The sequence below is a fragment of the Psychrobacter sp. NZS113 genome (genome assembly GCF_015864825.1).
In the GTDB taxonomy this organism is placed as follows: Bacteria; Pseudomonadota; Gammaproteobacteria; order Pseudomonadales; family Moraxellaceae; genus Psychrobacter.
Map to the genome: position 1 here is coordinate 1 of NZ_JADYWL010000031.1, position 575 is coordinate 575.

Below are 575 nucleotides of genomic sequence, written 5' to 3' on the forward strand. Positions count from 1 at the left end.
AACGCCAGCATTGGCACCGCCACCGACAGCGCCACCATCTTCGATGAAGATGCGGCAGACGGCACCGTCAACGAGGGTGACAAACCGACCGTCAGCGTGGGCAATGCCAGCGCCACAGAAGGGGACAATCTGGTTCACCAAGTCACCATCAATGGCGTCACCGAAGCCGACGTCACCTATGACTTTGACTTGGCAGGTAATAGCGCCACAGAGGGCGATGATTACAGTAGCGACCCTGCTGATCTCCTCTTTAGTGATGGCGTCACCTATGACGCTGCCACCGGCACCATCACCGTTCCTGCTGGGGTGACCGACTTTACCGTCAGCTACCCGACATCAAATGATGCCATCCTTGAGAACAATGAAACCACCAGCTTAACCATTGGGGCGGATAGTGGCACTGGCACCATCATCGATGCCGGCGACGCCATACCTGTGGTGAGCATTGCCGCAACGAGTGATAGCGCCACCGAAGGCGCAGGCGACAGCATCGTCTTCGCCATCAGCCAAACGGGCGCGACGGACAAAGACAGCACCGTCACCGCAAGCCTAGCGCTTGGCGACATGGATGCCAG

1 protein-coding gene is annotated in these 575 nt (G+C 58.4%); it reads left to right on the forward strand.

Annotated features, from left to right (window positions below; genetic code table 11):
- Nucleotides 1–96: 96 nt before the first annotated feature.
- Nucleotides 97–575 (forward strand): Calx-beta domain-containing protein (locus I6E61_RS14000; RefSeq protein ID WP_320158597.1); only part of this gene is annotated, 479 nt, incomplete at its 3' end.